The organism is Nitrososphaerota archaeon (genome assembly GCA_029785825.1).
Classification (GTDB): domain Archaea; phylum Thermoproteota; class Nitrososphaeria; order Nitrososphaerales; family Gagatemarchaeaceae; genus UBA183.
Map to the genome: position 1 here is coordinate 1437529 of JAFLYY010000001.1, position 25467 is coordinate 1462995.

A 25467-nucleotide genomic window follows, 5' to 3' on the forward strand; every position below is an offset into this window, starting at 1 on the left:
ACAATGGCTGAACCTCACCAGCATGAAATCGTATTCATCGGCATGGTCAACGTGAACCGCGACAACTACCTTCAGGGGGTCGTAGACGTCTGGAGGTGCAGGAGCTGCAAGAAGCTGTTCTGTGACGACAAGAGGTATGGAGAGCCGCTCAAGCCGAGCGTCGGGTTCGAGTCGATACCGGAAGACGAAGAGTGGGCGGTCCTCACCTGCACGACCGCCAAGGACGTCATGATGAACAGTCTCGGAGCGAAACCAGGGAAGAAGCTGGCGCACGCCTGCAGAGACGGTCAGGTGTATGAGCTCGTCGTTGGTAAGGACTTCTCGCTGTCGCCTGCGACCGCCAACCCTATCCACAGGCTCTTCCTCGTGAAGGACAACGTCAACAAGAACGTCGAAGCCGGATACTACAGGCTTACGATGCAGAAGTGACGTCGTCAATCAAGAAGGTGGCTGGCGGGACCACCATATTGGAGTCGGCCTTCGCCATCTACACCATGTGGACGTGGAACGCCCTAGAGGGGTGCCCTTCTGGGGGTTGCGTCGCGCCCCAACTGGGCTGGGCTGTGCCTGACCTGTTCGTCGTGCTCGCATTCGCCTTGCTGGCCGTGGGCGCCCTCGGATTCTGGGGGGCGTCAGTCGCGTACCCTGCAGGCGCCGGTCTCTCCGCGGTCTTCCTCGCACTGCTAGGGTACCTCGTCTACCTTTACGCTGGGTATCCCTCCCTTGGGGGCGCATTCTACCAGTACACGTTCGGCGCCGTCCTGGCGGCCCTGGGCGTCGGGCTGAACCTGCTGGGGCTGAAGGACAGAAGCACCATCTCCGAACAGGCGAACCCGATGAACCTCCCCGTGTTCGGCTAGACCCGGAAGCTTGAGAAGCGGCCAGTCTGGAGGACCGTCTCGACGTTCGCCCTGAGTGCCTCCAAGTCGAATCCGCCATACCTCGGAAAGGGATAGACGACCTGAGGCTTGGCGCGCCTCAGGATGCCAGCGGCTACTTCCGCCTCTCCCTTCTGATGGTGTACGAACGCGGCGCAGACCAAGATAATCCCTTGGAGGAGCCGCTTCTCGTCCCCCTGCTTCGACCTCCAGATCCCCTCGAGGACTTCGTGACACTCCCAGTAACGTTCCGCGTTGAAGAGGGACCTCGCTTCGGAGAGGAGCTCGGGCTCGGGTTTGTGCTCTGGGGGCGCGCTCAGATCACGAGTGAACTCGAAGTCTGCCAAGGGGCGGACTGCTTCAATGAAGAGGTCGAAGTCTTCTCGAGTCGGAGAGAACACGTCGAGCTCGAGGCTCCCGAAGGAGGTCCACTTCGGGTTCCTGCACTGGACGCCGAGCCCCCTGGTGGCCGCCCTGGCCGAGTCCAGGAGGCTCCCTCGGGGGACCCCCTTCGCCTTCAACCCGATGAGGAACCGCATCAAGGCTGTGCTGCGCCTCTGGAACGCTTTAATGTTGAGAAACCTGTGTTTTGTCGTGGGTGATGACCAGATTAGCCGCCTGAACTTTGTGTGGAAGATCTTGAGTAGTGGAACCCACCCTTCCCCGAAGAGTCGTTTCTGTGCGGGAATCATTTTATAACCTCTGAGGGGGCGCGGCGAGTCAGGCGACGGGATTTGGTCGAGCTCGACGTCACTTGCAATCTCGAGGGGTTCCGCAGGTTCCTGATCAGTAGCACCTGCAGGAGCTTCATCCCCGAGTCATACCTCCGCGACCCCGAAGTGTTCCCCGAAAAGCAAGGTGACCAGGGATCCATCTATGTTGAGGCGGTCGACAAGGTAGACCTCAAGAAGATCAGGGACATCACGTTCATCAACGCCAGAGACGTTCTCGGGATCATTTACACGTCCAAGAGCGGGAACACGAAGCTGAAGTGGCGCCAGCTCAGAGGGAGGATAGGAAGGATGTCTGGAGACGCGTCAGCCAACTCGATGGTCAACCTTTCAATGGCAAGGATACTTTCCCCAGAGGAGGTGGAGGCGATCATGGCGAATCAGCCCGGGGAGGGTGAACCTGAGCAGCCCGGGGAAGGGTCCGCGGGAGCCCAACCCCAGCCCGACGTGTCTCAGTAACGCGACGTTTGCGCTAGTAAACTGGCTGCAAACGGTCGACGCTGCGTTTATACCTGTGGAAATCCGCTGTTTGCTGGAATGGGGAAAGTAAAGGTCAGCAGGATAAGCGGGGTGACCGATCCACTTACCGGGTTCCCCGCCAAGCAGATTGAGCTAGTGGAGGTCAGGGACGCCCGCAGACCGGAGATGTTCCCGGCGAGCGACGAAGCGAGGGTCGTGCAAGGGATGGTCTCTCAGCTCCAGTCCATGGGGCTGATGCCACAGATGAGAGAAATAGGCTACTCGAAAGTTATCATGACCCTGACCGAGTCCGAATATGACATGCTTGGAATCAGGCTGGACGTCAACGAAGTTTACGAACTGGAGATACGAAATGGGTCGCTCACGCTACGGAAGGTAACGGAAGGGACCTAGAGGCCTTCGGAGACGAGCCATGTCAGGACCCAAGTTAGGGGACAGAGCTCCCGACTTCAGCCTCAAGGCGCAGGACGGGAGGACGGTCTCGCTGCACGACTTCGCAGGGTCGAAGAACGTCGTCATCTACTTCTATCCGAAGGACTTCACAGCGGGGTGCACCGCTGAGACAAAGGCGTTCAGCGAGAACTACGATGACATCCTGAAACTGGGCGCCGAGGTCATCGGCATCAGCTCAGACTCGGTCGAGAGCCATGGCGGGTTCGCCAGCGAGTGCGGCGCCAAGTTCCTCCTGCTCTCTGACCCTGGGGGGAAAGTGAGAGAGACGTATGGGGCGAAGTCATCCCTCGGTCTAATCCCAGGGAGGGTGACGTTCGTCGTGGACAAGGAAGGGATGGTGAGGCACTCCTTCTCGTCTCAACTCAGGCCGAAGCAGCACATAGAAGAAGCAGTCACAGCGCTGAAGGCGCTTTCGTAGCGGGAGTCCCACAGAACCGAAGGCGTTACGGGGTCCCTACCACTGGGGGAGCGCCGTGGCAGCCCTGCGTCTGAGATGGTGCGGCCTCCGGGATTCGAACCCGGGCGAATGGCTCTCTCCTCTCCGGGAATGGGAAGCCACTATCCTGACCAGGCTGGATCAAGGCCGCGCCACAGGCCCCTCCGCCGGAAACAGTATAAACGAACCCGTCTCCGGCCACACCGAGGATGAGCGAACAACTCCTGTCTAAGCTCGCCCCCCGGCTCAGGCGCCTTGACGAAGGTGGGTATGAGAGAGGGTACAGGACGTCGGGGGGCATGAAGAGAAGCGGAACTCACCAGTTGGTAGCGGGACTCCTCGACGGCCTGCGTATCGCCTACAGTGAGAACGTGAAAGTCCCCGGATCGGGATTAGTCGCAGACTTCGCGGTCAACGGCGTATGGCTCTTCGTCGAGCCTGTGTTTAGCGACTCGGAACTGAGAGGGCTAAGTCAGGTGAAGAAAGACTGCGTGATCGTCAGGAGGGACGTGACTCGTAGCGATCGCATGGATCACGGCATCAGGGTTCTCGGTCTTGGCGAAGAGGGAGGGGTTCAGACGATTTTCCTCGACGACCCTTCTTTCAGCTTCGACTACGCCCACATCCTCCCTAAGACGGAGAAGTGTTCGGTCATGCACGGGCACACTTCCAGCGTCCTGGTGGAAGTCGTCGGCCGCCCCATCGAGGGGATGGTGGTCGACTTTGGTGTGGCGAAGCCTGTAGTCAGGGAGGCAGTGCGGGGGCTGGACCACAAGCTGTTCATCAACAAGAAGTATGTAACCGCCATGGACGCCAAGAGCGTCTCACTCATGTTCAACACTGTACACGGACAGTTTGCCATAAAGGCCCCCAGAGACACGACGGTCCTGTTGGATGGCGAAGCGACGGTAGAAAACCTGGCGAGGGAAGTCCTCGGGCGCGTTGCCCCTAAGATGCCCAGGAACGTGACTGCAGTCGGAGTCTACGTCTACGAAGGCCTCAACAAAGGGAGTCATGTATTGGCGAAACTACATCAGGACGGTGCGTCAGCAGGACGAAAGAAGCGGTAGTGCTTCTTTCGGGCGGGATCGACTCTGCGACCGCGCTCTATATGGTCAGGCGGCGATACTCTGTCAGGGCGCTGACCTTCAAGTACCATGGCATCGCCCGGCAGGAGCTTCGGGCGTCGGAGTCGATCGCCTCCCGGGCAGGGGTCTCGGAGCATCGGCTGGTAAGTGTCCCAGATCTGAGAGAGGCAGAAGACATCCCTGGAGCTCACTTCGACGGCCTCCCCCTCACCTACATCCCTCTCAGGAACAGCGTGTTTTACTCGTTCGCAGCCTCATATGGCGAAGAGGTGGGCGCTTCCGTCCTGGTGGGAGGTCACAATAGGGACGACCTAGAGGTCTTCCGGGATGTCACCCCCCGCTTCTTCGGCTCGCTTGAGAGGGCGTTCAGGGCAGCGTCCCCTATCTTGGACAAGAACGACCTCCGCATCCTCAGACCCCTTCGCCGGATGACGAAACCGAAGGTCATCTCACTTGCCTCCTCGCTGGGGGTGCCTCTGGAAAAGACCTGGAGCTGCCACAGAAATGGGAAGGCGCACTGCTGGAGGTGCGACGGATGCCTCGCCCGGAAGCGTTCCTTCGCCGAGGCCGGGGTACCGGACCCTCTTTCCCCCAGCCTGGGGAAAGTTACTTAAGGGAAGGGCGGCCAGTTCAGGGCTCCTTGAAGAGGCAGGAGAGGGCATCGGACGCTCTCGACTTCATAGACGCCACCGCCGACGTGCAGTCTGAGACGTCGAAGGTTCCGATAGACGCGGGGATTGCAAACTTCAAGGTGCTGGGGACGACTGGCAGCCTAACGCTCCCCGTCGAACTTTCGATTCAGACGTCGACCGGGCTGCACAGAGGGGTACACATGAGCCGGCTGGTGAAGGCGGCCAACGGCAGAAGGCCCAGAGGGGTCGAGCAGTGGCTAAGGTTCGTTTGCAGAGAGATCAACGAGACGCAACCTGGGTCAAGCGTCACTGCAAGCTTCGACCTTCCCTTCGACGACCAGTTCGCAAAGGTCACCATGCGGGCCACCCAGCGGGGAGCAGTCACCTACCGTTATGTCGTCGACGGGATGACGGCGTGTCCCTGCTCGAAGAAGATGATAGGGATTGGGCACATGCAGCGAGCCCAGATGACCCTTGTCCTCAAGAGCGAGAGGGCGCTGGACTCGGTAGGAGTCATCCGGAGGATCAACGAGTGCTTCTCTGCCTCACCGCGCGAGCACATGAAGAGACTAGAGGAAGCGAAGAAGATCCTGGAGGCGCAGGCCAACCCCAGGTTCGCTGAGGACCTCGTGCGTGAATGCGTGAATCGGTTCCCCAACGCGCTCTTCGTGAGCGGGCGGTGCTTCGAGTCTATCCACGCCCACGACGCTATAGCAACATGGTCGGCACGTCCTGGGTGGATGCCCATCCTCTAGAGGCCGTAGCCGAGGTTTAAATCGCAAACCCTCAGCGACCCAACCGGCTTGTCCGATCTCCTCGTAGGGACGTCGGGGTGGTCCTACAACGAGTGGGCGGGTGCATTCTATCCCAGCTCGACGACGAACAAGCTCGCTTACTACTCCAAGTATTACCAGACCGTCGAGGTAGACTCTTCATTCTACGCGTTCCCCTCGAAAGGGATGGTCGAGGGGTGGGCCAGATACACCCCTGAAAAGTTCGTCTTTTCAATCAAGCTCCCAAGGCAGCTCACGCATGACAAGCGGCTTGACGCGGACAAGGGGGTCGAGGCAGACCTGGTCAGGTTCCTGGGGCTTCTCAAGCCGCTCATCGCAACCGGCAAACTGGGACCCGTCCTGGTCCAGCTCCCTCCGAGCTATGCATATCAGTCCGACTTCGCCAGGCTGAAGGGGTTCTTCGAGAGGGCTCCGGAAGACATCAGGTTCGCAGTCGAGTTTAGGCATCCGTCGTGGCTCAGAGAGGAAGTGTGGTCCTACCTGAGGGGGAGGAACGTCGCCAACGTGATAGTGGACGAGCCCCTTCTCCCTCCTGACACGGTTGTCACGGCAGACTTCGCGTTCATCAGGTGGCATGGCAGGGGGAGCAGGCCCTGGTACAACTACAGGTATGGCGACAAGGAATTAGACAATTGGGCGCCCAAGGTGGAGGAGGTGGCCGCCAGGGTCAAGGAGACGTACGGCTACTTCAATAACCATTTCAAAGGGTTCGCCGTTGAGAACTCGTTGAAGATGCTGGAGAAGCTCGGCAGGGCCAGCTCCCAGCAACAGGACGCGAGAGAGAGAGCTACGAAGTTCATAGAGACAGGGCGGAGAGAGGAGGGGGAAGGCAGCCTGATGGAGTTCGTGGAGAAAAGAGGAAAGTGACTGCATGAAGGTCAAGTTGCTCCTGGACGGCGTCAGGCCGAAGGTCGACCAGGTCCAGCTTAGAAGGACGCTGGAAGAAGCTGGGTTCACCGTGGTGAAGGGGCGAGCTGACATGGGCCTTGTGGTGGGCGGGGACGGCAGATTTGGTGATTATGGGCGGACAGAAGAAATCCCCTTGCTCTTCGTAGGTGTCAGGTCGAAGAACCCGACGGGGTCCAAGGCTTACCTGGCGGAAGCGTATTTCGACGAGCTCCCAGAGGCACTCCGCCTGGTCGCAGCCGGGGCCTACAAGATAGAAAAGCATCGTCGGCTCGAGGTCCTCAAGGACGGAAGATCGCTGGGTGAAGTTTTCACCGACGTCTACCTTCAGAGGGGGGGTGACAGCAACTGCATACGGTACAATGTGAAGATAGACAGCACGAGTCTCAGCACTGAAGACGTAGCGATAGGCGACGGCGTGGTGGTATGCACCTCGGCCGGTTCAACAGGCTATTACTCCTATCCAGACAAGCTTGTGGGAAACAGGATGAACCCTGGAGCGCACAGCTTTATCGGAAGGGGCGACATCGGGATATGCCACATCGCTCCATCGTTTACCGAGCGCAAAGGGAGCAATGAGCATCCCCTGAGATACACCGTCCCCTGGGGGGCCAAAGTCAGGCTCTCCTTGTTCAGGCCTGCAGATGCCAGGTTGTACGGCACCACGGGGAGTCGGGGCGGGATCAGGGTAGCAGTCGGTGAGGTGATCACGATCAGGCCGGGAAAGAAGGTCACTAGGCTGGTCTCATTCCGGTAGACCGTAATCCGCTACTTCGACGGCTCTATGCCAGTCGTGATGTACTCCACCGTCTCTCCGATGTAGGTCGCATGGTCGGCGATGCGCTCTAGGTACCTCAGTATCAGCATGGAAGAAAGCGCGCACCTTATGTCCCCTTTGCCTCGGAGCGTCCCCTTGACGTTCTCTCTGTAGCTCAAGTCGATAGCGTCATCCAGAGAAGGTATCCTCCTTGCGAGCTCGACATCTCTTCGAGCGAAGGCGTCTACGCTCATCCTGATCATTTCCTGCGTCTTCTGCGCTGTCGCCGCCACCGAGCCGTGGTCGCACTTGCTCAGGTCCCCGAACACCTCGAGGACATCCGTGATGTCAAGAGCGTATCGGCCATATCTGAAGAACCCATACGATATCTCGAAGCACGCCTTGAGGAACCTGAGGTCTGACGCCACCGGCTGGTACCTCGCGATGATCTCCACGGAAAGGTCGCTCACCTGGCGGTGCAGCACCCTGAGTCGTTCCGACATCTGCTTCACCTCTTTCCCCTTCCCACCCCGCTCGTACGCTTCGATGGAGGCTGAGACCGCGGCTTGCGACAACTGCGCCATTTCGACTAGCAGCGAATTCAGTTGGTCCAGCCCCAAGTCCATGAGCCTCATGCCCCGTCTCCTCCAGGGGACACCTACAAGGCGCCTCGGATGTACTTCTCAGTCAGTGGATTCTTGGGGTTCTGGAAGACGTCTTCGGCTTGACCGAACTCGACCAGGTCTCCCTTGTAGAGGAAGGCCACGTTCCCCCCCACCCTTGCCGCCTGCTGCATGTTGTGCGTGACCAGGACGACAGTGTAGTTTTCCTTCAGCTCGACCATTAGTTCCTCGATCTTCGAGGTCGAGCCGGGGTCGAGTGCTGACGCAGGTTCGTCCATGAGGATTACTTCAGGCTTCACGGCGAGCGCACGTGCTATGCAAAGGCGCTGCTGTTGGCCCCCGGAGAGGTCTAAGGCGCTGGCCTTCAGCCTGGTGCCCACTTCATCCCAAAGGGCTGCCTTCTCGAGGCTATCTCGGACCAGTTGGTCCAGCTCGGACTTCGTCTTTGTGAGCTTATGTATCCTTGGCCCGAAAGCCACGTTGTCATAGATGGAGATGGGGAAGGGGTTAGGTTTCTGGAATACCATCCCGACCCTGGTGCGGAGGAGTATCGGGTCCACCTCTGGTGAATAGACATCGGTGCCGTCGAGAAGCACCTGGCCGGTCACGCTGAACTTCGGGACCCCGTCGTTCATCCGGTTAATCGTCCTTAGGAGGGTCGTCTTGCCGCACCCAGACGGCCCCATGAATACGGTTACCTTGTTCGGTTCGATGGAAAGCGAGACCTCCCTGAGGACTCTCCGTTCCCCGTAGAACGCGCTCAGGGCGGCGAGCCTTATCAGGCCAGTCCCTTCTCGCGTCAGTTCCTCTGATTTTTCCATAGTCGTGTCTTTTCGCTCCCGTTCGCTGCTTTCCTCTCTGCTGGAGAGGCCCGGGATGACTTTCTCTTCTTCCATCATTTATACCTTCGAGAACCTCCTGACTACCACTCTAGCGACGACGTTTATGACAAGGATACTCGTAATGAGCAGGAAGGAAGAGAGGAAAGCCAGGTTGTGAGCGCTGTTCGAAGGGAGCTGTGAGTAGACATAGACGACGTAGGTGAGGAATCCTACAGGAGTGTGTAATAGGTTACCGTTGAAGTTGTAGTTTGAGAAAGACGCGGTGAAGAGGAGCGGAGCAGTCTCGCTGAGACCGATGCTTATCGACAGGAGCACGCCCGTGATGATTCCAGGCATAGCATATCTGAGCGTGAGACGGTTTATCATGGTGGTCTTGGTGCTACCGAGTGCCTTCGCCGCATCTCTGATGTCGTTAGAGACCTTCCTCAGGGCCAGTTCCGTAGTTCTGAAGACGTAGGGGAACATCAGGATAGACAGGGTTAAGGCCCCTGCGAGGGCGGAATACCCCCAGCCGAAGTACAGGACGAAGACGAAGTAGCCTGCCAGCCCAACGACCATGGAGGAGTTGCCAGCCAATACATCGGCGACGAAACGCAGCGCCTCCGAGAACCTGTTGTTGTTCGAGAACTCTGCCATGTAGATTCCACCCAAGAGCCCCAGAGGGACCGTCATCGCTGTAGCCAGTAACATCAAGACGACCGTTCCGGAGATGGCGTTCGCGATGCCTCCTCCGACGAACTCCACCCCTGTCCCAACGGTTATCGTAGTCAGTGCCGCCCACGAAATGACTTCCAGGCCCCGTATCACGAAAAGATAGATTATGTCCGCGAGAGGTATCAAGACAATGAGGATGCTGAGTATAGTCAGCCCGGTCATTATCATGTTCCAGAGATGCCTCCTGCCATAGCCGGGAAGCCGGCGAACGCCCCACGGCGCGGCGGAGGCAGGTGTAGGGGAACGAGAACCCTGTGGCGAAGCCCGGATGATGGAGATAGATTGTCTCTTGCTCATCGATCACACCTGGACCAGGTGTTCGGCGCTTGAGATGAAACCACGCCTTACGAGGAGACGGGCGACTATGTTCGCCGTCGTGGTGATGAGGAGGAGGACCAGAGCTAGCTCCGCGATTGCGCTGACTTCCATCCCGGAAGGGTCGGTCAACGCGCTGTCGAACGTCACCGCCATGAATGCCGAAAGAGTGTTGATTGGATAGTACAGCGTCTTGGGAACTATGTTCAGGGCAGATTGCGATACCAGGACCACAGCCATGGTCTCTCCGAGCGCCCTTCCTAGGCCAAGGACCAGGGACCCGACTATCGCCGTCTTGGCGTAAGGCAGGACCACCTTTCGAGTGATCTCCCAATTTGTCATGCCAAGCGCCATCCCCGCCTCCTTCAACTCGACGGGGGTCTGAGCCATCGCGTCTCTGCTTATGGCTGAGACGATTGGGACTATCATCAGGGCGAGCACTATGCCAGAGGCCAAGAGACCATAACCGTAGACAGGTCCTCCGAAACCTGGGATGAAACCGAGATAGCTCGCCATCGCTGGCTCGACATAGTTGAAAAGCATAGGCGCCAGCACCAGAAACCCCCAGAAACCGAAAACGACGCTGGGAATCCCTGCCAGCAGTTCGACGAAGAATGACAGCGAATTTGAGACATGCTTCGGAGCTACGGTCGTAAGGAAGACTGCCACCCCGAGACTTAGTGGAGCCCCGATGAGGAGCGCGAGACCAGACGAGATGAGGGTCCCGGAAAAGAAGACCAGCATCCCATATGAAGCCCCCGACATAGCGGCGAACCCGCGGATTGTGGTCAGGGTGGTCGATATCCCCGGGTTCCAGATTATAGTCGTGAAGAAGTTCAGCCCGTTGACTGCTACAGAGGCGGTGCCGAAAGTCACCAGGACTGCGAGAATCATAAAAAGGAAAAGGAGCGCACTGCTTCCCAGCAGTGCGGAGACGAAGGCGTAGACCCTGTCTGCTGACCGCTTCCAGCCGCTTGCGGCTTTCATCCGCGTGAGACCTGATCTACGGGCCTATCTGCGCGATTTGGTCGTAGCTGAGAGTCGCGATGGGACCAGGCAAGGCAACGAACCCGACCTTGTTCAGGTAGGATTGCGCGTTGCCGTAGGCTGGGTCGATGCACCAGTCGAGGAATGTCCTGACTACCAGTGCAGTGTTGGCGTTGGCTTGGGTCTTGGAGACGATGGCATATTCGTAATTGATGATTGGGTACGAGTTGGCACCTGGGGCGTAGACCAGAGAAAGTGCCTCATTGGGTGGAGTCGCTGCAACCATCTGAGCCGCCGCTGCTTGAATGTTCGCCTGTGTTATGTTGACGAAGTTGCCTGCCCTGTTCTGGAGGTAAGCGTACCCGAGCCCGGCAGCCTGAGTATTGGTCATGAAGCTGATGCCGATGTACGCGATGCAGTATGGAGTCTGCTGGCACCCCTGGACCATACCACCGTTACCTATGTAGGCCGCTGCGGTGGGAAGGCCTGGGAACGAAACCGAGGTGGCGAAGCCGACGTGGCTGCTCCACCAGGAGTTGGTGTCAGACAGGTATGTCGTGAAGATGAAGGTGTCACCGCTCCCGTCAGACCTGTGGATCGGGTGGATTATCTGGTGGGGCAAGGTCACGCCTGGGTTTATCGCGGTTATCTGCGAGTTATCCCAGTACGAGATTGTCCCGTTGTATATCTGTGCGAGTATGTTGCCAGTCATGTTGAGGTGTGTGGTGCCAGGTATCCCAGGGATGTTGTAGTTGATCATCTGCGCCGAGATTGCCAGAGGTATGTCGAGGAGGTTCGGATATTGGTTCATCTGGGCTGGAAGCAGGTATGCGTCGGAAGCACCGATCTGAACGGTGCCCGCAGCAGCACTAGAGATTCCGATGCCGCTGCCAGTTCCTGCGGTGTTGATGTGGACGTTGGTGTAGGTGGTGTTGAAACCAGGGACCCAGTAGTTGAAGAGAGGATAGAGCAGGGTTGAGCCTGTCTCCGAGATGGTGGTTGTAGGAAGAGAAGCGGGCAGTGTCGGCCCGCCTGAGGAGGTCGATGTCTGTGAACCCTGGACCGTCGAGTAGACCGTCGTAGTAAAGGTCGGCCCGGTCACGGTGGTGGTGACGGCTGAGGCTGAGCCCGAGTGGGCGAAATAGCCGATGCCGCCGCCCGCAATCAACAGCACCACGGCGATTACAACGAGGGCAGGGTTACCTATCGCTTGTCTCTTTTCCTTGTTCGCTAGAGACGTCATTTTCGTTAGTGCCGATAGTCAGCCATGATTTATCGGTCGTCGAACTATTCTATGTAGCCAGTCATATAATATATAGAGATGTACGCCGACCTGAGCTTCAGGGGCGAGTGACGCAGGTTCATTCGGGACGCTGTAGCGAAGAAGTGGAGCCACCAATGCCAAACGTGCCCAGAACCGCGCTGGCCGGGGCCGCTACCGAGCCCCAGCATTCTCCTAATGGGTCTAATGTCAGAGGCAGAAGAAGTATATATCCGCTATTGAACTCCTACGGCGGCTTGAAGGCTGAATTTGGAAAGCAGGATTTCAGGAAGGTCCAGAAGACAGGGGGAGACAGTTTCGTCGTCTCCCTTCCAAAGAGCTGGGTGACGGACGTCGGATTGAGGGCAAAGGACCCTGTGGCGGTGCTGGTCCAGCCTGACTCGTCGCTGCTCATCGTCCCCAGACGAGATATCAGGACGGCCCCCAAGTCTGAAGCAATCCTTGAGGCGCAGGGTCTGGACAAAGACTTCCTTCTTAGACACTTCATCTCGTACTACCTAGCAGGATACGACACAATCAGGATCGTCCTTGGAAGGGGAGACTCCTCTCTGAGGGCGTTCATCCGTGAGGGAATACGGAGAAAGCTGGTAGGGGTTGAGATAATAGAGGAGTCGTCCGGAGGGATACTCACACAGTGCCTCTCTGGGTACGTGGACCTCCCCCTCAAGAAGGCGTTCGAGCGCATGGCCATAATCGCCGGAGGAATGCTCACCGATTCCGTTTTGGTCCTGCAGGGGGGAAATACGGCGATGGCCGAAGAGGTCATCGAGAGAGACGATGAGGTGGACAGGTTCTACCACTTCCTCCTAAGACAGTTAAACATCGCTGCGAGGGATAGGTCAGTGATTCAGGAGATAGGACTGACCTCAACCAGGGACTGTCTCGGCTACAGGCTCGCTGTCAAGAGCGCGGAGAGGGTGGCAGACCACGCCGTGGGCATCGCCACCCAGGCTGAGAACCTCTTGACTCTCCCTGAGGGGGCAGTAAAGAAGATCCAGGAGATTACAGCCATTTCAAAGAAGGTCTTCGACAGCTCCGTCTCTTCGCTGGTAAGGCTGGACGCCAAGACAGCCGAAGAAGCCATAGCGAAGTCGAAAGAAGTCGCCGCGATGGAAGGCAAGATCAGCAGCGAGATTCTCGCGCCAAAAATGAGCGGGGCTCAGGTTGGATCCCTGAAGCTCATGCTTGAGAGCATACGGAGGACCGCGGAATATGGTTCCGACATTGCGGAGATTGCGATCGACTTGACTGTGACAGAGCCGAAGGCGATGTAGAAGATCTTGGGGTCTATAGGACCTTGCGGGCCCCTCTCGAGCATGGCGACTACGAACCTTCGCCCTTCTGCTGAATTCCGCCATTCATATGCTCCTCAATCAAAGCCAGGAAGGCCACAAGGCTCTGGCCAGGAAGAGCTTAGCCGATGCAGGCTCGATGGGGACCCATTTTCCTTAAGGGAGGCAGGGACGGCACGCTCGTCGCGATAGGTGGCATCCAAGCGGAAGGCGTCCAGGTACACATCATGACGAGCCAGACGTAGGCAGAACGAGGTCCCCTCCCCATGCGAGGTCCCTCACTTCGTATCTCAGACGGCCGGTATTGTGATTCCCAGCGCCCGCGAAACTGCGGCAGAGAGCTCGTCGCCCAGGATCTTCAACCTCGCCATCAGGAACTCGAGGGTGAGTTCGTCGTCCGCCCTCCCGGAGGGGGCCTCTGCTGTCATGGCCTTGACAAGGTTCCTGTAGGTCGGCCCCATCACCTCGAGCACGTTGTCGAGCACCTTCCTGCTCCTGAGGCTGTCCACGGAGGCCTCGCCATCCACGGAGAGCCGGAGAAGAGACACCCTCTTCTTGGCGAGCTCAGATAGTTCTGACACCACGTCCGCCGCTGCCTTGCGCATGGCAGCTGTGTCCACGAAGGCCACCAAAGACTGGTCGTTCATGACGTTCACCCCGAGCACCTTGTCGCTGTAGTCAATCCCGATAAAGCTGTCCGGCTGGTCTCCCGAGGTTACCAGCCTCATCTGTGCCTCGTTCTCTCCCTTCCCAAAGGCAGCCCTAAGCTTCCCTCCAGAGGACTCGGCCTCCTCGAGCACGTATTGGTCGAGTCTTTCGAATCCAGCCACCCTGGTCTTGCTCAGCAGGCCCCGGGAGAATCTCACCGGGACCTTCAACTCATAGCCGTAGTCAGACAGCCGACAGGGCTGATGGAAGAGGCGAGAGTTCTGAGCGGCCAACCCGAACTCGTATCTTATCCCTCCCTCGCATTCGCATCGTGACCTAGCTTCGTAGATGTCTTCCACCAGCTTCACCTGTGTTACCTCCTCGACCACGGGGAGGGGGTCTGAAGCGAAGAATGCCTCCAGACTCTTCAGCGCCTTGTCCTTCTCTGCGAGGGCGTAATCACGATACTCGGCCAGCTCCTCCTTCGCCCTCTTCTGCAGCTTCACCTTTGCCTGGTCTTTTGCCGTTGAAAGGAAGTCCTGGACCTGCTGAGAGAGCCCTTTCAGGACCGGATCGTGGTCGGCTTTCAGGGACGTGAGGACGTTATAGAGGTCCTCGGAGAGCGCTTCCGTCTTGTTCAGGGCCGTTTCCAGGTCTCCTTCGACCTTTCTGGCTGCTTCTTCTAACTCGTTCGCATGGTCGGCAAACCTCACGGCGTCGAAGAGGTGGGTGACCGTTTGCCTCAGTGAAGCGGTAGCGTCCATCCGAGTCCGGACCCCCGCCTTTCGCCTTTAACCGTTTGGTGCGACACGAAAGGGGCTCCCCAAGGATGAAATACTCCTGAAGCGTCAGTGGAAAGGTTGAATTCGGATGAGGAGAGGGCCGAAGACCTCCTCGACAAGCTGATTCTTGACATAAAAGCCGTCACCCTTCTTCTGGGGTCCGAGGACGAGTTGAAGAGGACGCTGGACGGCAGGTTGACGAGCTCCCATGACGAGAGCCTGCAGAAATTCGTTAGGGTCCTCCAGATGCGAGAGGGCAAGAGGACGGGCAGGCTGGTCGCCATCGCCCTGGGGGAGCTGATGCTGGCGTCCATATTAGTCGCCGCTGGCGCGGTAATGCTCGTCCCGAACGTAGCAGGAATCGACACCGTTTCGGGCCTGCTTGGCTACCTGGCCGGAAGGGCTTCGGGCGCCCTCGTGGGGTCTCCGCTTTCACCCTACCTCTCGTTCATGGAGTTCGCGATAGGGCTCGTGCTACTCCTGTCTGCATTTTACTCACTCCGCGAGGCCGCCAACAACCTGAAAGGGGCAGGCTTCTCTGCGGAGCCAACGTAGTCGTAGCACCATGAAGCCAAAGGTAAGAACTGCCGCTCTTGCCCTGAAGGTTGGCGCGTCAGCCATGGGAGTGCTGATGGTGTGCGTCGCCATCGGGTACGTGTATGATGAGCTTACGTTCCTAACCGGGGTCGGGAGCACCAACATCGGGGACGTGGTGGCTGTCCTGGCGGCGGTAGCGTTGGCCTTGTGCGGATCTGCTCTAATAGCCCAGCTTCCCGAATCCTTTCGGGTGAAGTTCAGACGGCTCCCTGCTATGGCAGGGAGGAGGAGACCGGTCTATGGCTTCGGGACGATGCTCGCGATAGGGTTGGGGGCGACCCTGGGGTCTCCCCTTTTCATCCTGATTCCTGAGAACGTCATCCAGTACGAAGTCATCTCCATCGCCTCCCTGTTGCTCGCCACCCTGCTCTCCGTAGGGATGGCGAAGGTCTACGCGAACATGTACCGGACGTCGAAGGGCCTCGGAGTCGAAGGGGTAGGGGGCCCTTCTTTCACCAAAATCGCAGTAGGGACGAGGAGCGTGCGGTACTTCGTTTCACGCCTTTCCATGTGGATCTCCAACACCGCGCTCGCCGCGTACACGAAGATTGTTTTCCTCATCTTCGTTCTCGACCCGCGTTACCTCCCTGCGATACTCGCCGCGTATGGCGTTGCCCCCTTCTACGCCTCGGTCACCGTCTACACGGTGGCTGGAGCCTTCGTCGGCTGGACGGTGCTGAATATAGTGTTCGAACAGAAGTACCTGAGGCTACTGGGGCTCTTTCAAGTGCTGATGACCGGGGCCCTCGTGCTAATCCTCATTTACCACAGCATTGTCCTGGGCTCGACAGGTTCCTGGAACATCTCGGGCCTGCTCAACAGAGGGCTCGGAATCGGGTGGATCCCGGCGCTGGCAGTCAATACAGGGTACCTTTACCTCCTCTTTTTCGGGTTCCAAGAGATTCAGGCCATGGAGAGGGACGCAGTGGAACGGTCGGGGGTCCCCATCCTGTCGTGGGTCAAGAAAGGGTTCACGCTCGACAAGACGACGTATTTCGAGGTTGCGATGGTACTGAGCGTGGTCCTAGCTTCAGCGGTGAACATACTCTATGGGCTCGCCGTGTACGCATCCCACACGCCTCTTCAGGGGTCCGCCATCCCTGCCCTCTATCTGGCCGGAGTTCTGCTCGGTCCAGGCCAGGAGCTCCTCGTAGCGATCGCCTTTCTGATCGCCACGGTGACCACGTTTGTGCCTGCATTTCTGGCTGCGGCGAGACACCTGGAAGCCTTGGGTGAGGACGGCTACATGCCGAAGAGCCTGGCGAACCTGTCATGGATGTTCACTCTGGTCGCCATATTCCTCCTTGCCGCAGGAAACCAAGGCTTCCTTGTGGACATAACCGACTTCATGGTCCTCGTCAGCCTCGGTATAATCAGCCTGTCTGCATACTGGCTCAAGCCGAATCTCGTAACCGGGCTCAGAGTCGGGAAGGCCCTCCCGCTCGTGATCGGGGTCAGCTGCTTTGTCTTCGGGAGCGCCGTCTACGCGGTCAACCCGTCAGTGGTGGTCTTCGGTTCAATAGCGGTGATTTTCGCGTATCTCATCTTCGACATAATCGAGCTGGGGTCGCTTGGAGCCCAGATCTTCCTTTCCATCTTTGGATTCGTCTCGCTGACCTTGCTGACCGCATTCAAACACTCGATCTATCCGGGAGGCGTGCTCGGACTCGTATCACGTCCCCTCGGAGCTGACCCCAACTCCCTGCTCGTCTGGGGTCTCATCGTGTCCTCCCTCCTCCTTGCCGCCAACGTGCTGCTCGACGTCGGAGTCCTCAGGAGGACGGCCGTTAGATGACCGCTGACAAACCGTAGACGGCCGAAAGGTTGAAGGCGACCGAGGTAGGTCTGCGGCCGAAGTGCTGGACTGGGCCTATCAAAAATGCCCCAAATGCCATCAAAGGTCTCGGAAGAAGGTGGTAAGAAGCGTGCACAAGAGATCCGAACCCATAGACAGCTCCCGGACCAGATGGACCAGGAGCGGAGCGATGAGGATCGAGGAGCCTTTTCGGGTCTGGTTGCACAGCTTAGAGGTCGAGCACGAGTGCCGCCTTTGCGGGCACCGCTGGACCGAGTACGTCACCAAGCAGAGGCCCTGGTAACTTTGAAGATCTAGTAAGGAACTCGTCTGTTCCCGTCAGGGATTTTCCCAGCCCAGACCCTTGGCCCCCTGACAAGGGTTCAAGTCTGATTTAATTCAAAGCATTGGCACCGGGGACATGATTACACCAGCAACCTCTTCGTATTCCCCCTGTTCGGCATATACGCCCCAGTGCGCTCCGGTCAATTCATCAGTATGTGCAAAGTGTTTGATATCCTCAAGCCGGTCGGGATCGGATAATCCAAGCGCTACCAAAACTAGACCGAATTGATTACTCAGATCGGAAGTTTGTGGGTCTTGAGGATTTCTTGCCCGAGAAGGGTTCCTGTCTTCTCGTCCCAGACCCGGTCCTCAGCGAAGGCTACCAGTGATGGAATCAGAGTTCTTAGTAGCCGAATCACACCTCCATTCTGCTTATTCGCAATCTTTACTTCAATCGCCTCGCTGACAGTCTGAAAGATGACGTGACCTCTGGAAAAGAGACCTGGTGCTCTGTACGACGCCTTCACGATGGACTCTTTTGGGAATTCGAATTGTTTGTCAGCCATCAACTCAGACGCTGTCTTCAAGGCGTAATTGCGCTCGTCATCGGTAGCCTTCGAACCAGGCCCAAGATAAGCCAAGCAATAGTGAACCATTGGCAACTTCTTCGTCCCTACTACTCTTGTGTTGCTGAAGACCATCGCGTAGCCTGCCGGGAACCCACGTCCCCATTCAATGGCCCATACAACCCCCAGAATCTGTTCGCTTTGCACGTGCCTTCTTACGACTGTTCAGAATAAAACCATATCGTGTTCTGCTGCAGGATGAGTTACTACAGGCAAAGAGGCACGGGAACCGCCTCGCATAGTCGACACTGATCGAGTCATCAATTCCGTTCGGCAACATGCTGATAGTGTCGAACGCTGATTGCCGACAGATTTCCGAACACGTGACCCAGGAGTCAAGGCCAAAGGTTCGAATCTCCCAAGATCAACGGGAGGCCAAGGGTCCGGGTCTCCTGACTCTCTGACGACTCAGAGAGGGGGATGATTTGCATGTCAAATCGATAAGCGGAATTCGTTTCGAGCTATTTCTAAAGTGGGCCGGAAGGGATTCGAACCCTTGGCCTCCCGATTATCAGTCGGGTGCTCTAGCCAAGCTGCTCCCTCAGAGAGGTCTGAGCTACCAGCCCAACGACCGGGGCTAAGCCCATCCTCTATAAGCGTGCCAAATAGGAAACCCCAACATTACTCCGTCAGGCCAGACCGTCCACGGCTTTCTGCCTATGCCGCGAAACGTTTCATGTTTAAAACAAGCGCACCAGGCGTTAATCGTGTGGGCCGGTAGTTCAGCGGTACGAACGCCCGCCTTGCACGCGGGAGAACCCGAGGGTCCCAAGGTCGGGGGTTCAATTCCCCCCCGGTCCACTTTTCCTAAATCCTATATCCATCCCGGGGCGTGCAAACCGGCATGACGCAGGAAGATCCGGTGGTGCGGGACGTGATGTCAAAGACAGCGATAACCGTGGAGCTGAACGCCAGCGCGAAGGAGTGCGCCAGGGCGATGGCGAACAAAGGGGTGGGCTGTGCCGTCATCACGCAGGGCGGGTCAGCCATTGGGATAGTAACAGAGAGGGACCTTGTGTCCAAGGTTATGGCCGAGTCCATCGAGGCGAAGAAAGTGCTAGTCCGTGACATAATGTCGACCCCCCTGATAACAATCGGGCCTGATGCGCCCCTGACAGGGGCGGCCGAGATGATGACAAGGTACAGGGTGAGGAGGCTCGTGGTGGTGGACGACGAAGGCGCTCTAGTGGGGGTGATTACGACCGGCGACATCGCGAGATCGCTGGCGGAGAGGCAAGGTTACAGGGAAGCAACCCTGAACGCGATGGCTAGGTACAGCGAAGGGAAGTTGGAGAACGGGCCTTACCAGTAGGCTATTCGACCCTCAGCTTCACGCCGCCCTTCTCGGACTTGGGCACCGTGACCTCCAGAATTCCGTTGTTGTAGGTAGACCTCGCCCCCTTCGGGTCCACCATATCCGGTAACTCCAGCTCCTTGTAGTACCCCCTACCTTCTGTCTGGACTGAGATCACCATGGACTTCTCGCTCACGGTTAGGTCGATGTCTTCCTTCCTCACCCCGGGCATCTCTGCTATGACCCGCACCTCTTTGCCTGAGCTGACTACGTCGACGAGGGGCTCCCTCCTGTCTTGGACCGCCTTCAAAGACTTCCCTGCGCCGCTCCTTACGTTGCCGAATTCCCTCACCACAGGTTTGCCGTCGGGTCCGATGGTGACCGAGTATCCATAGACTATGGGTCCGATTTCCTTCTTCACCCCACCTTCAGGAGTCTTCGATTCTCTCACCAAGCTCTTCGGAAACTCCTTTTCGAGATCCTTGAACTGTTCTGAGAACGCCCTTTCCATCTCTTTCATCATCTCGTCGATGTCTGGGAAACCCCAGGGACCGAAGGGTGAACCCCTGCGCCTCCTGGCTGGCCACTCGTCCCTTCCATCGTCCTCCATTTGAATCGCCTTAGAAGTACCGAAAGATGAATTTATCCTTTCAGTAGCCGGTCATAATGGGGCGATTCTCTTTCATCCTCGGGAAGGCTTTTACGGAACCTAGAAGTCTACGGGGTTCTCATGGGAGCGACGACGTATGCGAAGATTGCGGCCCTCTTTTTCATCCTCACCGGGTTACTGATGGCGATAGGGTACGTCGTCGGGTGGTATTTCTTTGGCGACCCGGTGTTGTTCGTTGGGCTCGCCCTGGCGCTGGCAGCGGTCATCAACTTCGTCTCCTACTACTATAGCGACTCGCTCGTCCTCAAGATGAGCAAGGCGAAGATAATACAGGAGCAAGAAAACCCGGCCCTTTTCAGGGCGGTCAGGAACGTTGCGCAGAAGGCGAACATCCCCATGCCGAAGGTAGGGATAGTCGACTCCCCCCAGCCTAACGCCTTTGCCACCGGTAGAGGACCGAAGAAGGCGGTCGTATGCGCCACGTCGAGTATCCTTCAGACCCTAAGCCCTGACGAGTTGGAGGCTGTGATAGGCCATGAGATTGGTCACGTGGTTCACAGGGACGTACTCATGTCGAGCGTCGCCGCGACTTTGGCTGGCGCCGTATCCTACATAGGTCAGATAGCGATGTTCTCGATGATCTTCGGCGGAGGGGGGAAGAACAGGAACGGAGGGTCTCCCCTCGCGTTCCTTGCAATCATCCTTGTCCCGCTGGGGGCCACGTTCGTCCAGCTTGGCATAAGCCGGAACGACGAGTACAGCGCGGACGAATATGGGGCCAAGTTGACGAGGAACCCGGCAGGGCTGGTGAGCGCACTGGAGAAGATCAGCTCCAAGGCTCAGACAAAACCCATTGCCACGAGGCAGTCCCAGGCACCATCTCCGGCGACGGCTTCGCTCTGGATTGTGAACCCGTTCCGGGGGAGTTCCTTAGTGGAAATGTTCTCGACGCACCCTTCCCTCACTCACCGGGTGGAAAGGCTCAGGAAGATTGGGCACGAAATGAACGTCTACGTCCCCTAGCCGAGGAAGAGCTTCAAGAGCACAAATAGCGTCCCCGCTTCTACGAGATCGTCCCTTTCCGAAGCCTTCTTGGCTTCAGGGCCAGCAGGAGGCGTCGTCTGAACGCCGAGGTTGTAGACTGGAGGGAATATTGATCCTGGGAACAGGGCGGGGGAGTAGGTCTCCATCGGTGACGGTCCGGGTGTCGTAGTAACCACGGGTTCTGGCGGTTGGGAAGGTTGGAAGGCAGGCTGAGCGACCTGGGCGGTCGGAACGGGTCCCTGGTCGGCGGGCATCCTCCTCGCTGCGTCCCAAGTAGGAGGCCGCTTGGTCTCCGTCTGTCGGGGGGGATTCCTCGAGCTTTGACGTGCAGACGGAAGAGTCGACGGTATCAGCAGGATTATCCCGAAGAGCGAGACCAGGTAGACGCCTGACACCACCCCAAAGATAATCAAGAAGAGAGAGAAAACGAGGAGGTTCCTGTTCATTCCCGGCGAGAAAATGCGCAGTTCAGAGTATTAAGGGTTGAAGAAGTGGGCCGGCCCAGATTTGAACTGGGGACCTTCGCCGTGTCAGAGCCTGACGAGGCGAACCTTGACGTCCTAACCATGCTTGAGGGTTGAGCCCCACGAGGGTCCAACTTCCCCGCACTTGGCGGACTAGACGACCGGCCCGGCGAGTCAGCGCCTTTCATTCCCGGTTTTTATCCTTAGCAGGGGCCGTGGCACCGTCCCCGGTTCGCCGATTGACGAGACGGCAAGATGCGACTTTATCGATTATATAGCCAGGCACAAGGACGCAGCGAGAAGATGACCACGAGCTCCGAGCTCCAGGGGTTCTACAAGCTCTCCATGGAGGACAGAAGGAGGGTGTTGAAGGAGGAGACGTCGCTTTCAGACGAGGAAGTCAGGGCCATCGCTAACACCGGCGGGCTGTCAGCCGAGACGGCCGACCACATGATCGAGAACGTGGTGGGGGGATACACGTATCCCCTTGGTATTGCTACAAACTTCAGGATCAACGGGAAAGACTATCTGGTCCCCATGGCTCTCGAGGAGCCATCTGTGGTGGCTGCAGCGAGCAACGCGGCCAAGATGGCCAGGGTGAAGGGCGGGTTCAAGGTCACAAACACAGGACCCGTGATGATAGGCCAAGTCCAGGTCGTGAACGTCCCCAGCCCCGAGGAAGCGAAGACGAAGCTTCTCGCCCGGAAGCAGGAACTTCTGAAGAAAGCGAATGACCAGGACCCTATGCTCGTCTCCCTTGGCGGAGGGGCGAAGGACCTGAACGTCAAGGTGCTTTCCAGTCTCAAAGGACCCATGGTTATAGCCGAGCTCATCGTCAACACCGGAGACGCCATGGGAGCGAACGCGGTCAACACCATGGCCGAGGCGGTAGCGCCAATGGTGGAGGAAATCACCGGCGGGAGGGTCTTCCTCAGGATAATATCCAACCTGGCCGACAGAAGGCTGGTCCGTGCCACCGCGGTGTTCGACAAGGAGGCGGTGGGGGGCGAGGACGTCGTGGACGGGGTGGTGTACGCTTACGCCTTCGCAGACGCCGACCCCTACAGGTGTGCGACTCACAACAAGGGGGTCATGAACGGCGTAGTCGCGGTGGGGATCGCGTGTGGGCAGGACATACGGGCGCTCGAGGCGGGAGCGCATAGCTTCGCGTCAAGGAAGGGGGTCTACAAGCCACTCACGGTCTGGGAGAAGAACGAGGAAGGGGACCTAGTTGGAACTCTCGAGATGCCCATGGCGGTCGGCCTTGTAGGCGGGGCTGCGAGGACTCATCCTGCCGCCAGGGCGGACATCAAGGTCCTCGGCGTCAAGACAGCAATAGAGCTTGCGGAGGTCATGGGGGCTGTGGGTCTAGCCCAGAACTTCGCCGCTCTTAGGGCGCTTGCGAACGAAGGGATCCAGAGGGGCCACATGAAACTACATAGCCGAAACGTCGCCATATCTGCCGGGGCCACGGGCGAACTGGTGGACATCGTCGCCCAGAGAATGGTCGAGGAGAGGAAGATAAGGTTCGACAGAGCCAAAGAGCTTGTGGCCGAGCTGTCGAGTAAGACTGGCTGAACGTCCCCGCTCGCTTAAAGTCCTATAAGCGGTCTGGAGTGGTCACGACCCTCTTGCAGAAGGGTCGCAGGTACCTCGGTTCGATGGTCCCGAGGAACAAGTATCTTCTGGCCGCTTCGTTCGTGGTGTTAGTCGTCGGAGCGCTGGAGGCGACAGACCTGATTGACCTGCCGTTCGGGAGCTGGTTCCAGTTCCTGGGCGGATCGATTTTTTCTTCGGCCACCCTGAACGCCTTCATGTCAAAGTATGGATATGCCAGCCTCTTCGGCCTGATGGCGCTTGAGAGTGCATCGCTCCCTGTCCCTAGCGAAGTCGTCCTCCCCCTGGCGGGGTATTTCGTCCGCCTCGGTGTGCTGAACAACTTCTGGGTCGCCGTAGGGGTCAGCACCCTGGGCGGCCTCGTCGGTGCGCTTGTGGACTACTTCCTAGCAATCTGGTTAGGGAGGCCTTTCGTGGCCGGCCTCCTCAGGCTCTTCAGGATGCATAGGGACGTCCTCGACAGGGCAGAGGCCTGGTTCGGACGGTCTGCCCAGTGGACGGTCTTCGCTGCAAGGTTCGTTCCTGGGCTGAGGACGGTGATCTCCCTTCCAGCAGGGCTGTTCGAGATGGACCTTGCGACGTTCGCGGCCATGACCTTGGCGGGGAGCTTTGCATGGTCCGTGGTGCTGATTTACGCAGGGTTCCTGGCAGGCTCGGTTTCGGGAACGGGGTTCGCTTCTTCTTCGGTGGTGGTCGACGGGCTCTCTGGGATTCTGGCGGCCATCTCAGCCGGTTACATCGGGTTCTACATCTACTCGGCGTCCCACAGGGCTGGAACGGAGCCTACCCTTCCAGCATCGGGACTCTGACCCCCTTCGTCCTGGCGGTCCTGACCGCTTCGTCGTAGCCCGCGTCCACGTGCCTTGCTACCCCTAGCCCCGGGTCGTTTGTTAGGGCCAGTCCTATTCTAGCCTCAGCCTCGGGGGTCCCGTCCGCGAGCACGGCTAGCCCTGCATGGATGGAGTACCCGATACCTACCCCTCCTCCGTGGTGGACCGACACCCAGGAGGCGCCTGAGACGGCGTTGAGGAGCGCGTTGAGTATGGGCCAGTCAGCTATAGCATCGGACCCATCCTTCATCCCTTCTGTCTCCCGATACGGAGAGGCGACCGACCCCGAGTCCAGGTGGTCTCTCCCGATTATCACCGGTGCTGAGACGGTGCCGTCCCTGACCATGGCGTTGATGATCTTCCCGAACCTCGCCCTCTCTCCGTAGCCGAGCCAGCATACCCGCGAAGGGAGCCCCTGGAACTCTACTCTGGCGTGCGCCTTGTTAATCCATCGGACGAGTGATTGGTTTTCTCCGAACTCCCGAATCACAGCCTCGTCCGTTGCATAGATGTCATCCGGGTTCCCCGAGAGGGCCACCCACCTGAAGGGCCCCCGGCCCTCGCAGAAGAGCGGTCTGATGTATTCGGGCACGAAGCCAGGTATCCTGAACGGGTCGTCGACGCCCGCGTCCTTTGCCATCTTCCTGATGTTGTTGCCGTACTCGAAGGCTACTGCCCCCCGACTCTGGAAGCCGAGCATAGCCCTGACGTGCTTCGCGATCGAGGCCATGGACAGCTCGACATACCTCTTGGGATCAGACGCCCTGAGGGCGTCTGCCTCTTTCATGCCCATCCCCTCCGGGATGTAGCCCGAAAGGGGGTCATGGGCGGAGGTCTGGTCGGTTATGATGTCAGGTTTGAGCCCCGACTCGAGGAGCTCCGGGAGGACCTCGGCGGAGTTGCCCAAGAGGGCTACCGACACAGCCCTTCCTTCCTTGGCGGCGTCTCTAGCCAACCCGACCGCTTCCTTCACATCCTCCACGACCAGGTCGCAGTACTTCTTGTCAAGCCTCCGTTGAATCGCTCTTCTGTCCACTTCGACCACCAGGGCGACGCCGTCGTTCATGGTCACGGCGAGAGGTTGCGCGCCCCCCATCTCTCCCAGGCCCGATGTCAGAGTTATCCGGCCCTTGAGAGACCCGCCGAAATGCTTCGCCGCGACGGCGGCGAGCGTCTCGTAGGTCCCCTGAAGTATCCCCTGGGTACCAATATACATCCAGCTCCCGGCCGTCATCTGGCCGAACATAGTGAGCCCGCGCTCCTCCAGCTCCCTGAAATATGCCCAGTCCGCCCATTTGGGGACTAGCATCGCGTTCGAAATCAGCACCCTGGGAGCGGCAGCGGTAGTCTTGAAAATCCCGACTGGCTTCCCCGACTGCACGATTAGCGTCTCGTCGTTCTCCAACTCCTTCAAGGATTTCACAATCGCGTCGAACGCTTTCCATGAGCGGGCGGCCCTCCCTGTCCCGCCGTAGACGATGAGGCGGTCCGGGTCCCTGGCAACCTCGGGGTCAAGGTTGTTCATGAGCATGCGAAGAGCAGCTTCCTGATGCCAGCTCTTGCATGAAATCACCGTGCCTCTGGGAGCCCTGACCACGTGCTTCTGCATGATTTTCGCTCCTCCTGTCTCGATTTAAGACTTCAGAACCCTCTGGGAACCCTTAT

27 protein-coding genes, 4 tRNA genes and 1 pseudogene are annotated in these 25467 nt (G+C 58.4%); 18 read left to right on the forward strand and 14 right to left on the reverse strand.

The window, feature by feature from the left end; genetic code table 11:
- Nucleotides 1-3: 3 nt before the first annotated feature.
- Nucleotides 4-429: a hypothetical protein gene (locus JRN21_07660; GenBank protein ID MDG6989188.1), complete on the forward strand. Its 426-nt coding sequence runs from the start codon at nt 4-6 to the stop codon at nt 427-429.
- Nucleotides 426-860: a hypothetical protein gene (locus JRN21_07665; GenBank protein ID MDG6989189.1), complete on the forward strand. Its 435-nt coding sequence runs from the start codon at nt 426-428 to the stop codon at nt 858-860. Before JRN21_07660 ends, JRN21_07665 begins: the two co-directional genes overlap by 4 nt.
- Here the strand turns inward: JRN21_07665 and JRN21_07670 are convergent.
- Nucleotides 857-1417, reverse strand: coding sequence for a DUF309 domain-containing protein (locus tag JRN21_07670; protein ID MDG6989190.1), 561 nt, complete (start codon nt 1415-1417; stop codon nt 857-859). The genes JRN21_07665 and JRN21_07670 overlap by 4 nt on opposite strands.
- 195 nt (nt 1418-1612) lie before the next feature.
- Between JRN21_07670 and JRN21_07675 the strand changes: the two are divergent.
- The 3 genes and pseudogenes from JRN21_07675 to JRN21_07685 all read left to right on the forward strand — a co-directional run bounded on the left by JRN21_07675 (nt 1613) and on the right by JRN21_07685 (nt 2960).
- Nucleotides 1613-1975: pseudogene (locus JRN21_07675) on the forward strand (hypothetical protein).
- A 171-nt stretch (nt 1976-2146) separates the two neighbouring features.
- Nucleotides 2147-2482 carry an arcadin 1 gene (locus tag JRN21_07680; protein MDG6989191.1) on the forward strand — a complete coding sequence of 112 codons (336 nt, stop codon included), beginning with the start codon at nt 2147-2149 and terminating at the stop codon, nt 2480-2482.
- Nucleotides 2483-2501: 19 nt separating this feature from the next.
- Complete coding sequence (locus tag JRN21_07685; protein MDG6989192.1) at nt 2502-2960, forward strand: peroxiredoxin; 459 nt, start codon at nt 2502-2504, stop codon at nt 2958-2960.
- Between the two features lie 76 nt (nt 2961-3036).
- Here JRN21_07685 and JRN21_07690 read toward each other — a convergent pair.
- Nucleotides 3037-3129, reverse strand: a tRNA-Gly gene (locus tag JRN21_07690).
- Between the two features lie 58 nt (nt 3130-3187).
- Here JRN21_07690 and JRN21_07695 point away from each other — a divergent pair.
- From JRN21_07695 to JRN21_07715, 5 genes are read left to right on the forward strand one after another with little or no spacing between them, the layout of a single operon-like run.
- The gene (locus JRN21_07695; GenBank protein MDG6989193.1) at nt 3188-4048 is read left to right on the forward strand and encodes a 6-carboxytetrahydropterin synthase; all 861 of its coding nucleotides are present in this window, start codon (nt 3188-3190) and stop codon (nt 4046-4048) included.
- Entirely contained in the window at nt 4048-4680 is a 633-nt protein-coding gene (locus JRN21_07700) for a 7-cyano-7-deazaguanine synthase (GenBank protein ID MDG6989194.1), read from the forward strand. The genes JRN21_07695 and JRN21_07700 overlap by 1 nt, the downstream gene beginning before the upstream one ends.
- A 26-nt stretch (nt 4681-4706) precedes the next feature.
- Nucleotides 4707-5453 carry a GTP cyclohydrolase I FolE2 gene (locus JRN21_07705; protein ID MDG6989195.1) on the forward strand — a complete coding sequence of 249 codons (747 nt, stop codon included), beginning with the start codon at nt 4707-4709 and terminating at the stop codon, nt 5451-5453.
- A 48-nt stretch (nt 5454-5501) separates the two neighbouring features.
- Nucleotides 5502-6359 carry a DUF72 domain-containing protein gene (locus tag JRN21_07710; GenBank protein MDG6989196.1) on the forward strand — a complete coding sequence of 286 codons (858 nt, stop codon included), beginning with the start codon at nt 5502-5504 and terminating at the stop codon, nt 6357-6359.
- Nucleotides 6360-6363: 4 nt separating this feature from the next.
- The gene (locus JRN21_07715) at nt 6364-7155 is read left to right on the forward strand and encodes an NAD(+)/NADH kinase (GenBank protein MDG6989197.1); all 792 of its coding nucleotides are present in this window, start codon (nt 6364-6366) and stop codon (nt 7153-7155) included.
- Nucleotides 7156-7166: 11 nt separating this feature from the next.
- Here the strand turns inward: JRN21_07715 and JRN21_07720 are convergent, their stop codons facing one another.
- From JRN21_07720 to pstS, 5 genes are all read right to left on the reverse strand, one after another.
- Nucleotides 7167-7790 (reverse strand): phosphate uptake regulator PhoU, encoded by a 624-nt coding sequence (locus tag JRN21_07720; GenBank protein MDG6989198.1) that lies wholly within the window; start codon nt 7788-7790, stop codon nt 7167-7169.
- A 23-nt stretch (nt 7791-7813) separates the two neighbouring features.
- Nucleotides 7814-8599, reverse strand: coding sequence for a phosphate ABC transporter ATP-binding protein (pstB, locus tag JRN21_07725; GenBank protein ID MDG6989199.1), 786 nt, complete (start codon nt 8597-8599; stop codon nt 7814-7816).
- A gap of 78 nt (nt 8600-8677) precedes the next feature.
- Nucleotides 8678-9496, reverse strand: coding sequence for a phosphate ABC transporter permease PstA (gene pstA, locus JRN21_07730; protein ID MDG6989200.1), 819 nt, complete (start codon nt 9494-9496; stop codon nt 8678-8680).
- Nucleotides 9497-9634: 138 nt separating this feature from the next.
- On the reverse strand, nt 9635-10636 hold the full coding sequence (gene pstC, locus JRN21_07735) for a phosphate ABC transporter permease subunit PstC (protein MDG6989201.1): 1002 nt from the start codon (nt 10634-10636) through the stop codon (nt 9635-9637).
- A gap of 16 nt (nt 10637-10652) precedes the next feature.
- Entirely contained in the window at nt 10653-11879 is a 1227-nt protein-coding gene (gene pstS, locus JRN21_07740; protein MDG6989202.1) for a phosphate ABC transporter substrate-binding protein PstS, read from the reverse strand.
- Between the two features lie 275 nt (nt 11880-12154).
- Here pstS and JRN21_07745 point away from each other — a divergent pair, with 275 nt between their 5' ends.
- Entirely contained in the window at nt 12155-13192 is a 1038-nt protein-coding gene (locus JRN21_07745; GenBank protein ID MDG6989203.1) for a phosphate uptake regulator PhoU, read from the forward strand.
- A 308-nt stretch (nt 13193-13500) separates the two neighbouring features.
- Here the strand turns inward: JRN21_07745 and JRN21_07750 are convergent, their stop codons facing one another.
- Nucleotides 13501-14622, reverse strand: coding sequence for a hypothetical protein (locus tag JRN21_07750; GenBank protein MDG6989204.1), 1122 nt, complete (start codon nt 14620-14622; stop codon nt 13501-13503).
- 96 nt (nt 14623-14718) lie between these two features.
- Here JRN21_07750 and JRN21_07755 point away from each other — a divergent pair, with 96 nt between their 5' ends.
- The gene (locus JRN21_07755; GenBank protein ID MDG6989205.1) at nt 14719-15195 is read left to right on the forward strand and encodes a hypothetical protein; all 477 of its coding nucleotides are present in this window, start codon (nt 14719-14721) and stop codon (nt 15193-15195) included.
- Between the two features lie 10 nt (nt 15196-15205).
- Nucleotides 15206-17032 (forward strand): APC family permease, encoded by a 1827-nt coding sequence (locus tag JRN21_07760; GenBank protein ID MDG6989206.1) that lies wholly within the window; start codon nt 15206-15208, stop codon nt 17030-17032.
- Nucleotides 17033-17610: 578 nt separating this feature from the next.
- Here the strand turns inward: JRN21_07760 and JRN21_07765 are convergent.
- A complete protein-coding gene (locus JRN21_07765; GenBank protein ID MDG6989207.1) occupies nt 17611-18090 on the reverse strand; it encodes a hypothetical protein in 480 nt (159 codons plus the stop codon).
- A 326-nt stretch (nt 18091-18416) separates the two neighbouring features.
- Nucleotides 18417-18509: transfer RNA gene (locus JRN21_07770), tRNA-Ile, on the reverse strand.
- Nucleotides 18510-18654: 145 nt separating this feature from the next.
- Here JRN21_07770 and JRN21_07775 point away from each other — a divergent pair.
- Nucleotides 18655-18744, forward strand: a tRNA-Ala gene (locus tag JRN21_07775).
- Nucleotides 18745-18787: 43 nt separating this feature from the next.
- Entirely contained in the window at nt 18788-19255 is a 468-nt protein-coding gene (locus JRN21_07780) for a CBS domain-containing protein (GenBank protein MDG6989208.1), read from the forward strand.
- A gap of 1 nt (nt 19256) precedes the next feature.
- Here JRN21_07780 and JRN21_07785 read toward each other — a convergent pair whose 3' ends face one another.
- Nucleotides 19257-19847: an Hsp20/alpha crystallin family protein gene (locus JRN21_07785; protein ID MDG6989209.1), complete on the reverse strand. Its 591-nt coding sequence runs from the start codon at nt 19845-19847 to the stop codon at nt 19257-19259.
- Nucleotides 19848-19967: 120 nt separating this feature from the next.
- On the opposite strand from JRN21_07785, the gene JRN21_07790 reads away from it, so the two are divergent.
- Nucleotides 19968-20870, forward strand: coding sequence for a M48 family metalloprotease (locus JRN21_07790; protein MDG6989210.1), 903 nt, complete (start codon nt 19968-19970; stop codon nt 20868-20870).
- Here the strand turns inward: JRN21_07790 and JRN21_07795 are convergent.
- Both JRN21_07795 and JRN21_07800 read right to left on the reverse strand, forming a co-directional pair.
- A complete protein-coding gene (locus tag JRN21_07795; protein MDG6989211.1) occupies nt 20867-21337 on the reverse strand; it encodes a hypothetical protein in 471 nt (156 codons plus the stop codon). The genes JRN21_07790 and JRN21_07795 overlap by 4 nt on opposite strands.
- Nucleotides 21338-21383: 46 nt before the next feature.
- Nucleotides 21384-21523, reverse strand: a tRNA-Val gene (locus JRN21_07800).
- Nucleotides 21524-21610: 87 nt separating this feature from the next.
- On the opposite strand from JRN21_07800, the gene JRN21_07805 reads away from it, so the two are divergent.
- Nucleotides 21611-22933, forward strand: coding sequence for a hydroxymethylglutaryl-CoA reductase, degradative (locus JRN21_07805; protein ID MDG6989212.1), 1323 nt, complete (start codon nt 21611-21613; stop codon nt 22931-22933).
- A gap of 53 nt (nt 22934-22986) precedes the next feature.
- Entirely contained in the window at nt 22987-23781 is a 795-nt protein-coding gene (locus JRN21_07810; GenBank protein MDG6989213.1) for a DedA family protein, read from the forward strand.
- Here JRN21_07810 and hutU read toward each other — a convergent pair.
- Complete coding sequence (gene hutU, locus JRN21_07815; GenBank protein MDG6989214.1) at nt 23756-25411, reverse strand: urocanate hydratase; 1656 nt, start codon at nt 25409-25411, stop codon at nt 23756-23758. The genes JRN21_07810 and hutU overlap by 26 nt on opposite strands.
- Between the last annotated feature and the right edge of the window lie 56 nt (nt 25412-25467).

Excerpts from the sequence above, each read along its gene's own strand:
- JRN21_07805 (MDG6989212.1), top strand. The coding sequence starts at position 21,611 with ATGCGACTTTATCGATTATATAGCCAGGCACAAGGACGCAGCGAGAAG.
- JRN21_07660 (MDG6989188.1), top strand. The coding sequence starts at position 4 with ATGGCTGAACCTCACCAGCATGAAATCGTATTCATCGGCATGGTCAAC.
- pstB (MDG6989199.1), bottom strand. The coding sequence starts at position 8,599 with ATGGAAAAATCAGAGGAACTGACGCGAGAAGGGACTGGCCTGATAAGG.
- pstA (MDG6989200.1), bottom strand. The coding sequence starts at position 9,496 with ATGACCGGGCTGACTATACTCAGCATCCTCATTGTCTTGATACCTCTC.
- JRN21_07695 (MDG6989193.1), top strand. The coding sequence starts at position 3,188 with ATGAGCGAACAACTCCTGTCTAAGCTCGCCCCCCGGCTCAGGCGCCTT.
- JRN21_07750 (MDG6989204.1), bottom strand. The coding sequence starts at position 14,622 with ATGGACGCTACCGCTTCACTGAGGCAAACGGTCACCCACCTCTTCGAC.
- hutU (MDG6989214.1), bottom strand. The coding sequence starts at position 25,411 with ATGCAGAAGCACGTGGTCAGGGCTCCCAGAGGCACGGTGATTTCATGC.
- JRN21_07720 (MDG6989198.1), bottom strand. The coding sequence starts at position 7,790 with ATGAGGCTCATGGACTTGGGGCTGGACCAACTGAATTCGCTGCTAGTC.
- pstS (MDG6989202.1), bottom strand. The coding sequence starts at position 11,879 with ATGACGTCTCTAGCGAACAAGGAAAAGAGACAAGCGATAGGTAACCCT.
- JRN21_07780 (MDG6989208.1), top strand. The coding sequence starts at position 18,788 with ATGACGCAGGAAGATCCGGTGGTGCGGGACGTGATGTCAAAGACAGCG.
- pstC (MDG6989201.1), bottom strand. The coding sequence starts at position 10,636 with ATGAAAGCCGCAAGCGGCTGGAAGCGGTCAGCAGACAGGGTCTACGCC.
- JRN21_07795 (MDG6989211.1), bottom strand. The coding sequence starts at position 21,337 with ATGAACAGGAACCTCCTCGTTTTCTCTCTCTTCTTGATTATCTTTGGG.
- JRN21_07790 (MDG6989210.1), top strand. The coding sequence starts at position 19,968 with ATGGGAGCGACGACGTATGCGAAGATTGCGGCCCTCTTTTTCATCCTC.
- JRN21_07715 (MDG6989197.1), top strand. The coding sequence starts at position 6,364 with ATGAAGGTCAAGTTGCTCCTGGACGGCGTCAGGCCGAAGGTCGACCAG.
- JRN21_07760 (MDG6989206.1), top strand. The coding sequence starts at position 15,206 with ATGAAGCCAAAGGTAAGAACTGCCGCTCTTGCCCTGAAGGTTGGCGCG.
- JRN21_07685 (MDG6989192.1), top strand. The coding sequence starts at position 2,502 with ATGTCAGGACCCAAGTTAGGGGACAGAGCTCCCGACTTCAGCCTCAAG.
- JRN21_07680 (MDG6989191.1), top strand. The coding sequence starts at position 2,147 with ATGGGGAAAGTAAAGGTCAGCAGGATAAGCGGGGTGACCGATCCACTT.
- JRN21_07785 (MDG6989209.1), bottom strand. The coding sequence starts at position 19,847 with ATGGAGGACGATGGAAGGGACGAGTGGCCAGCCAGGAGGCGCAGGGGT.
- JRN21_07670 (MDG6989190.1), bottom strand. The coding sequence starts at position 1,417 with ATGCGGTTCCTCATCGGGTTGAAGGCGAAGGGGGTCCCCCGAGGGAGC.